Genomic DNA, 6,602 nt, shown 5'->3' with positions numbered 1-6,602 from the left:
CGGCCATTTTACTCAATCTCTTGAGTAAATTGGTGGGGACGGAGAGACTCGAACTCTCACACCTCGCGGCGCTGGAACCTAAATCCAGTGCGTCTACCAATTTCGCCACGTCCCCGATGGCTGTGTATACTATAGGGATCAATTTCGCCTGACAAGCTCTTTTTAAGAAAAAACCACTCATTTGATTAAATAAAAAACAATATACAATTTATTGTATTTTTCTCATGCAATTTCAGTAAGTAAGGCCTGTTTTACGGCTTTGAAATCAGACAATCTATCCTGTGAGTGCTTTCGAAGCATATTTTGTAACAGGCTTTGCAAAGCTTGATATTGTGCAGGAAGCTCAGGTTTAAAATGCTGACAATGCAATAATGCCCAATCTTGATAATCTGTCGCTTCTAAACGTTGCCCTGTAAGCCACTCATAAAAAATGATACCCAGCGCATAAACTTCGCTCTGTAGCGACTTGGCTTGCCCTTGGAACAATTCGGGCGCCATATAACGTGGTGTAGCGTTCATTGCTTGGTTTAAAGAATTGATTGGCTGAACTTGCTCAAAATCGATCAAACAGACCCATTTCTGATAAATAACAAAATGCTCTCGTTTGAGATCAGCATGCAGATACCCGAGTTCTTGTAAGCTTATCAACGGTTCTAATGCTCGTAGCATATGCTGACGAATTTCTTGAATCGAGAACAGCTTAGGACATATATCAAAATGTGCTGGCGCATTAGGTAAGATCAAAGCCTGATTGAAAAATTCATTCCTAATCTGAAATGGCTTTCGAATAATTTGATGCGGAAGCATGAAAGTCCGCCCTTCTTGCTCACCATAAGCTTCATAAAAGTCCAGCTCATGACTTAAGCCAGTTTGGGCATACCGAGAAATAGCCGTTGAATCAAGATTCTGGGTTTTTAACCAAAGTGCTGACGCGGTCTCCGGATTAACTTCTAGATAATAAAGACGGCGACCAAAACCCAGACTTCGGGCTTTGGTCTTAAGCTGGAAATCAAGCTGATGCAGTTTGGCGGGGTTAAGTAACAATATATTCTTGCTTGGCATCTGGTGCATGCTGGTAATTTAGCAGTTCCAGACAATGCTGAATAGTTTTACCCACCCGCTCCTGAGTTTCGATTAGGGAGATTTTTGGCCAGGTCGCCCGCTCACCTTCACGCTGCAATACCTTGAATAAATGTGGACGAGGATTTTGCAGCATATAGCTATAATGACGCAGGCTATATTTACCGACGATATTGACATCACCATAATAACGTTGATCCACCACGCCATAACCATGATCCAGCAAACGGCGGACTGGCGGCAAACTGCCCGCATGCTCACGGGCAAAATCCATAATCCCTTTGGTAAAGACCACACTCTGACGGCGTACAATGCGTTTCGGCCAGCTTAAAGTCCCTTTACGGAAGCGTGAAATATCATCCTGCATAAAAGGCACAATGTGCGGATTGGCCTGACTGGCGATGGTGTAATTAATATTGTACAGCCGCGCCATTTTCTCCTGCGGAAAATCACTACGGACACTACCATCTACCCAGCGTGTTGCGCCCATATAAGGCGTATATTGACCATCATGGCGTTTACTGGTGAGACGTACCGGTGGGAACAGAATCGGCACGGCACAAGATGCCAGTACCGCACTCCAGACCAGTACATCTGGAGAGGTATAAGCATTCATGATCCGGGCATCCTGCGCAGCATCATAAGGTGCGACTGCAATATTGATATGTAGACCGGAAGTTTTTAATGCTTCTTCAAAAGTCATATCGCCCAAGTTTTCAATCAGGAATTTTTTCAGGTATTTAACATCCGCTAGACCGCCATTGCCTTTCAGTAATTCACTCATGGTACGGAAATGAAAAGCTTCATGGAAAAAGTTATGGCCTTTTAAAATATCTACATACTGCGCAGGTTTGGAAACGCCCAACATTGCGGTCATAATTGCACCAGCACTGGAACCCGACATCACTCGAGGTAACAGATCCTGTTCCATTAGCGCCTTACATACACCGGTATGAAATAAACCGAGTGTGGCACCGCCCGAGAACATTAAGGCTGGCTGACCATAAGCACGTTGGCAGTGCTCAAAATATTCAATTTTCTCTTCAAGAGTCAGACAGGTACATTGTGCAGAAGCAATATAAGCCAGGCCCAGACTGACTTCTTCTACATAATCCTCAATAATTTTTTTAGTGCCGACATAAGTGACGGTAAACAATAAAGGATGGGCGATATTGGCAATATCGTAACTTAGCCCTTCACGCAGGATATACATCAGGTCACGAGTACGTTTCTGCTGACGGTAACGTCTTAATTTCCCCAGTCGATGCGCAATCACTTCAGCATCAAAATACGGTGAACTATTATCCAGTTTCCATTCTTGTGCCCCAGATTCTTCATCGATCTTTAAGGCAATATATTTCCATTCTTCGTAAGTTTCAGTCTGTTGCAATTGCTGCTTCAGCTTTTTAATACGATAGGCCTGATGTGGATTGATATCCTGAGTAAAATCTTTAAACAGCATCTGCCCTCTTCCCTATATTGTAATTTTCAGACATCCTGCAGCCATGAACAAAAAACAGGCATCTATTTTCTTTGTACTACAATAACGAAAATTCACCACTTTAAGCAAATTATCACACTTTCCAGACTTTGACTGTGAATTTTACAGTGATAGTATTCTAGCCATAATTGTAAAAGTACTGCTCAAATCATGGCGAAAATTGATTTACCTGACAATATCTTAAATGCTCTTTCTACTGTCCTTCTCCAGCTCCAGCAAAGTCTGCCTGAATTAAAACAAAGTCCTGATTTTTCTGCTTATGCCTATAAATGGCAGGCAGGAGAACTCAAACCCATTCACCAGCTCAAACAGATTGAACTGGCAGATTTAAAAGGTATTGAGCGACAAAAAGAAAAAGTCATTCAGAATACTTTGCAGTTTCTAAAAGGATTACCTGCCAATGATGTCTTACTGACTGGCTCTCGCGGTACAGGCAAATCTTCGATTGTGCGTGCCTTGTTAACTGAATATGCAGATCAGGGTCTACGTCTGATCGAAATTGAACGCGATGATTTGTCAGATCTTCCACAAATTCAGCAACTGATCGCCGGTCGTCCGGAAAAGTTTATTGTCTATTGTGATGACTTGGCCTTCAATGCGGAAGATGAAAACTATCGCAGTCTGAAAAGTGTGCTAGATGGTTCATTACAGTCCGGTTCAAGTAATTTTGTGATCTATGCGACCAGTAACCGTCGTCATCTATTGCCGGAGTTCATGCATGAAAATACCCCGGTAACCAAAGTGGATGTACCGCAATATACGGAATTACATCCACAGGAAGCCATTGAAGAGAAAATTTCCTTGTCGGATCGTTTTGGTTTATGGCTGTCGTTCTACCCAATGGATCAAAACCTGTATCTGGAAATTGTCGAGCATTATCTGAAAAAGGCAGATATGCAACTGACAGCTGAAGCCCGTGCTGAAGCATTACGCTGGTGTCAGGCGCGTGGTCAACGCTCAGGTCGCGCAGCCTATCAGTTCTCTAAACACTGGATTGGTTCGCAGCAGTTGAATTCTCTGTAAATTCTTCCCCAAATAAAAAAGCTCCTTGATGGAGCTTTTTTTATAAGGTTAGTTCTTATTTTTTATTGCCAATAATCGTAGACCACAACAGATCATCCAGCTCACTGCCATTGAAATAGACAGTTGCTTTTAAGGATTCAGGCTGATTCTGTTTGACCTCAATCACCTGATCATAACTGTCAGTAATTTCAAGCACACCCTCTTTCGGCAGATGCTTATAATTATTCAACACCGTTTCGTCCATCTTGAACGGTGTAGTCGTATTAAAATCAAAACCATAACGGTAATCCGCCAGATTGGGTTGACCAATAATGCTGCCGCTGCTGGTTAAGGTACGAATACCATTACTGCCACTACCATAGTCATCTACAAGGCTATAGTTGTAATTACGCACCAGCAGATATTCCTTGCTCAGCTCATCATACTCAGCGCCAGATTTGCCTGCATTCTTGTCTTCTGCTACTCGCTGAAATTCCAGACGGTCAATTTTATAGCTTTCCAATGCACCTAGATTGTTTTTGCTTTTGGTATGAACAATCGTACCTGAAATCAGATAGTCATCTTTTAGATTAAAATCAACATTGGAACCATAACGTACATTGCTAAAGGTCAAGGTCGTAGTATCACCATTGACTGTCTGGGTAATGGTTGAATCTTTGCGATAGGTTTTATCCAGAACAATACAGTTATTTTTATCTGTTTTTAATTTAAAGGTTTTCACCGCACCATTGGTATTCACCTCCGAACAGATCAGATTTGGATACTTGATGCTATTCACACCCAGATTATAAATCTTGATAATACGGCCCGTGCGTCCATAAGGATAATCCGCAAACACCTCACCAATCATATGACCTAACGCAACGTTATAGTCCGTATCATTACTGGTGCTATTGTTAATTTTATCGCGGATTTTATCGATGATATCGCGACCCTCAAAAGGAATAAATTCTTCTGAAAGTTCAGGAGAAATACTCTCCTCTGGAACATTTGGTGGTGTAGTCACTGTAGGGTTATCTGAACTACCTCCACTGCCACCACATGCTGTAAGCAAGCCTGAAACCAAAACCAGCCCAAAGAATGATATCTGCTTTTTCATAAAATTTTATTCCCTAGAATTTCTTTGCATTTTTATTCAATGAGAATGAAAGATGGGCGTATTAAAATCACACAATACAAACCCAATAACTGTCGATGATATTTTTTCTGGACAGTATTTCTTGCACTCTGATCGTGCTTTATCTTTTAATAAATCAGGGATTAACTCTGTAATTTTAATGTATATTTCATACAACAATGATTATTAAAGAATAAGGTGTTACTTCTACAGCTAGGTCTTATTAGAGCTCATAACTAACTCTTAGAAATCAACCTAGATAACGCATATTTTCTTTGCAACAATACTTATAGAATTTGTAACCAATTGGTTAAAAAGTCGAAAATTTATCTTTTAAATGGTTGGGCTTAAAGAAGAATTTAGGTTGCTTCTAGACAATTAAACTTTGAATAAAACCTAAAAAAATAAGAATAAAAGGAAATTAATTACTTCTATTTATTGTGGGAAAAACTTGGCAGCTCATGGCTGAATATTCTCAGGCACCCCCTTAAAAATATTAAAAATCAAAGATATTTAAACAGACTTTTTCCAGCGCTTGTACTCAAACATATTTTTGTCTGCTTGCCACTGTGCTTCAACTAAGCCAGTCGTTGGATGACGCATCGCCATACCAAATGCAGCTTCAATTTTTGCTTCTGCAAAGGCTTCAATTAAGCGATCGAGCAAACGCTCAGCTCCCGCTTTATCATTTTCTATGCTCAGGATTACGAATTCATCACCACCAATACGCGCCACAATATCATTGCTACGTACATTTTCCTGAAGGACTTGTGCAGTATGTTGAATTAATTGATCGCCTTCCTTGTGTCCCAGACTATCATTCACCTTTTTCAGGTCATTCAAGTCTATAAATAAGATCGCAGCAGGATGACCGTACTGTTTGCAACGTTCTTCTTCTGCCTGTAGCAGTTTCTCCCAGGCACGACGGTTATATAACCCAGTCAATTCATCTTTACTGGCTTGTTGCTGTAGCAGTTCTTGCTGACGGATTTGCTCGTTCTGACGCAATTCAGCTTGTAAGATGGAGCTCAAAAGCTTGCTAAATAACTCGACCATCGCCAGATCCTGAATGATGGCATCTGACTTGGCTTCAGGATCAACTGCACATAATGTTCCAAATAGACTGCCATCTTCTTTAAAGAGTGGTTGACCAATATAAGATTTGATGCAGAAATGCTGGTTAATTGGCGCAGTCGCATATAAAGGAATTTCTTCAGAGCGAGGCGCGATTCTTGGTCCTTTGCCTGTGACCATATGACAGCAGAAAGAATTGGCCCATTCAAATACCTGACCTGGCTGGACAGCATAGCCATGATCTTCGCTTTGCAGCACAATCCAGTCATTGTCTTCTACCCGGGTGATCATCCATAAATTAAAGCCAAAATGCTGATGCAGATATTTTAAAACTGCCTGTCCCGCATCCTGAAAACCTTTAAAACTGATATTATCCATCCGAAATAGTCTCTGCATCATTCCGCATATAATAGAGTGGAATTTCTATATTATTAAACTATTTTACGGTATCAATAAGAAAACACTTACTGGTAGAGTTAAAATAATTAATTTATTAATATTATTTTTTGAATATTTCTACTCCACAAAAGCAATCCAATAAAAAAAGAGGCTTAACGCCACTGCTGTCCCATAGTTTGCTTTAAATAAAAAAACCTGAGTCCTAACAGTTAAAATATGAGTGCAAACAAACACTTTAACGACCAGGATTCAGGTTTTGTCACATCAGAATACCGTATTTTATGAGCTAATTAAACCTGTTGTGCGACAGGATTTTGAACAACTTGCTAAAGTACACCATGTTGGACAGAAATTTAGAGCGGCTTCCCGGTGGGATCAGTTTATTGCCATATTGATGTCTCAATTCTC

Annotated in this window: 6 protein-coding genes and 1 tRNA gene; 2 read left to right on the top strand and 5 right to left on the bottom strand. The window is 40.6% G+C overall.

Features of this window, described 5'->3' with window-relative positions; translation table 11 throughout:
* Window positions 1-30: 30 nt before the first annotated feature.
* From FTV34_RS00035 to FTV34_RS00025, 3 genes are all read right to left on the bottom strand, one after another.
* Window positions 31-115, bottom strand: a tRNA-Leu gene (locus FTV34_RS00035).
* 107 nt (window positions 116-222) lie between these two features.
* Window positions 223-1,062, bottom strand: coding sequence for a protein kinase (locus tag FTV34_RS00030; protein ID WP_180068261.1), 840 nt, complete (start codon window positions 1,060-1,062; stop codon window positions 223-225).
* Window positions 1,034-2,542 (bottom strand): DUF3336 domain-containing protein, encoded by a 1,509-nt coding sequence (locus tag FTV34_RS00025; RefSeq protein WP_180068259.1) that lies wholly within the window; start codon window positions 2,540-2,542, stop codon window positions 1,034-1,036. The genes FTV34_RS00030 and FTV34_RS00025 overlap by 29 nt, the downstream gene beginning before the upstream one ends.
* Window positions 2,543-2,731: 189 nt before the next feature.
* On the opposite strand from FTV34_RS00025, the gene FTV34_RS00020 reads away from it, so the two are divergent.
* Entirely contained in the window at window positions 2,732-3,604 is an 873-nt protein-coding gene (locus FTV34_RS00020; protein WP_004782422.1) for an ATP-binding protein, read from the top strand.
* 55 nt (window positions 3,605-3,659) lie between these two features.
* On the opposite strand, the gene FTV34_RS00015 is transcribed toward FTV34_RS00020, so the two are convergent.
* Together FTV34_RS00015 and FTV34_RS00010 are read right to left on the bottom strand one after the other, a co-directional pair.
* Window positions 3,660-4,703, bottom strand: coding sequence for a hypothetical protein (locus FTV34_RS00015; protein ID WP_159123785.1), 1,044 nt, complete (start codon window positions 4,701-4,703; stop codon window positions 3,660-3,662).
* Window positions 4,704-5,234: 531 nt separating this feature from the next.
* Window positions 5,235-6,173, bottom strand: a complete 939-nt coding sequence (locus tag FTV34_RS00010; RefSeq protein WP_180068257.1) for a sensor domain-containing diguanylate cyclase — start codon at window positions 6,171-6,173, stop codon at window positions 5,235-5,237.
* Between the two features lie 277 nt (window positions 6,174-6,450).
* On the opposite strand from FTV34_RS00010, the gene FTV34_RS00005 reads away from it, so the two are divergent.
* Window positions 6,451-6,602, top strand: a 152-nt coding sequence (locus tag FTV34_RS00005; protein ID WP_180068255.1) for a DUF4372 domain-containing protein, incomplete at its 3' end; no start/stop codon positions are given.

The sequence above is a fragment of the Acinetobacter sp. YH16038 genome, from assembly GCF_013417275.1.
Classification (GTDB): domain Bacteria; phylum Pseudomonadota; class Gammaproteobacteria; order Pseudomonadales; family Moraxellaceae; genus Acinetobacter.
Note: the sequence above shows the minus strand (reverse complement) of the source record. Positions and strands in the feature narration are given on the sequence as shown.

Bases quoted from the DNA above. Each gene is read 5' to 3' on its own strand.
- FTV34_RS00020 (WP_004782422.1), top strand. From the start codon at position 2,732: ATGGCGAAAATTGATTTACCTGACAATATCTTAAATGCTCTTTCTACT.
- FTV34_RS00010 (WP_180068257.1), bottom strand. From the start codon at position 6,173: ATGGATAATATCAGTTTTAAAGGTTTTCAGGATGCGGGACAGGCAGTT.
- FTV34_RS00025 (WP_180068259.1), bottom strand. From the start codon at position 2,542: ATGCTGTTTAAAGATTTTACTCAGGATATCAATCCACATCAGGCCTAT.
- FTV34_RS00030 (WP_180068261.1), bottom strand. From the start codon at position 1,062: ATGCCAAGCAAGAATATATTGTTACTTAACCCCGCCAAACTGCATCAG.
- FTV34_RS00015 (WP_159123785.1), bottom strand. From the start codon at position 4,703: ATGAAAAAGCAGATATCATTCTTTGGGCTGGTTTTGGTTTCAGGCTTG.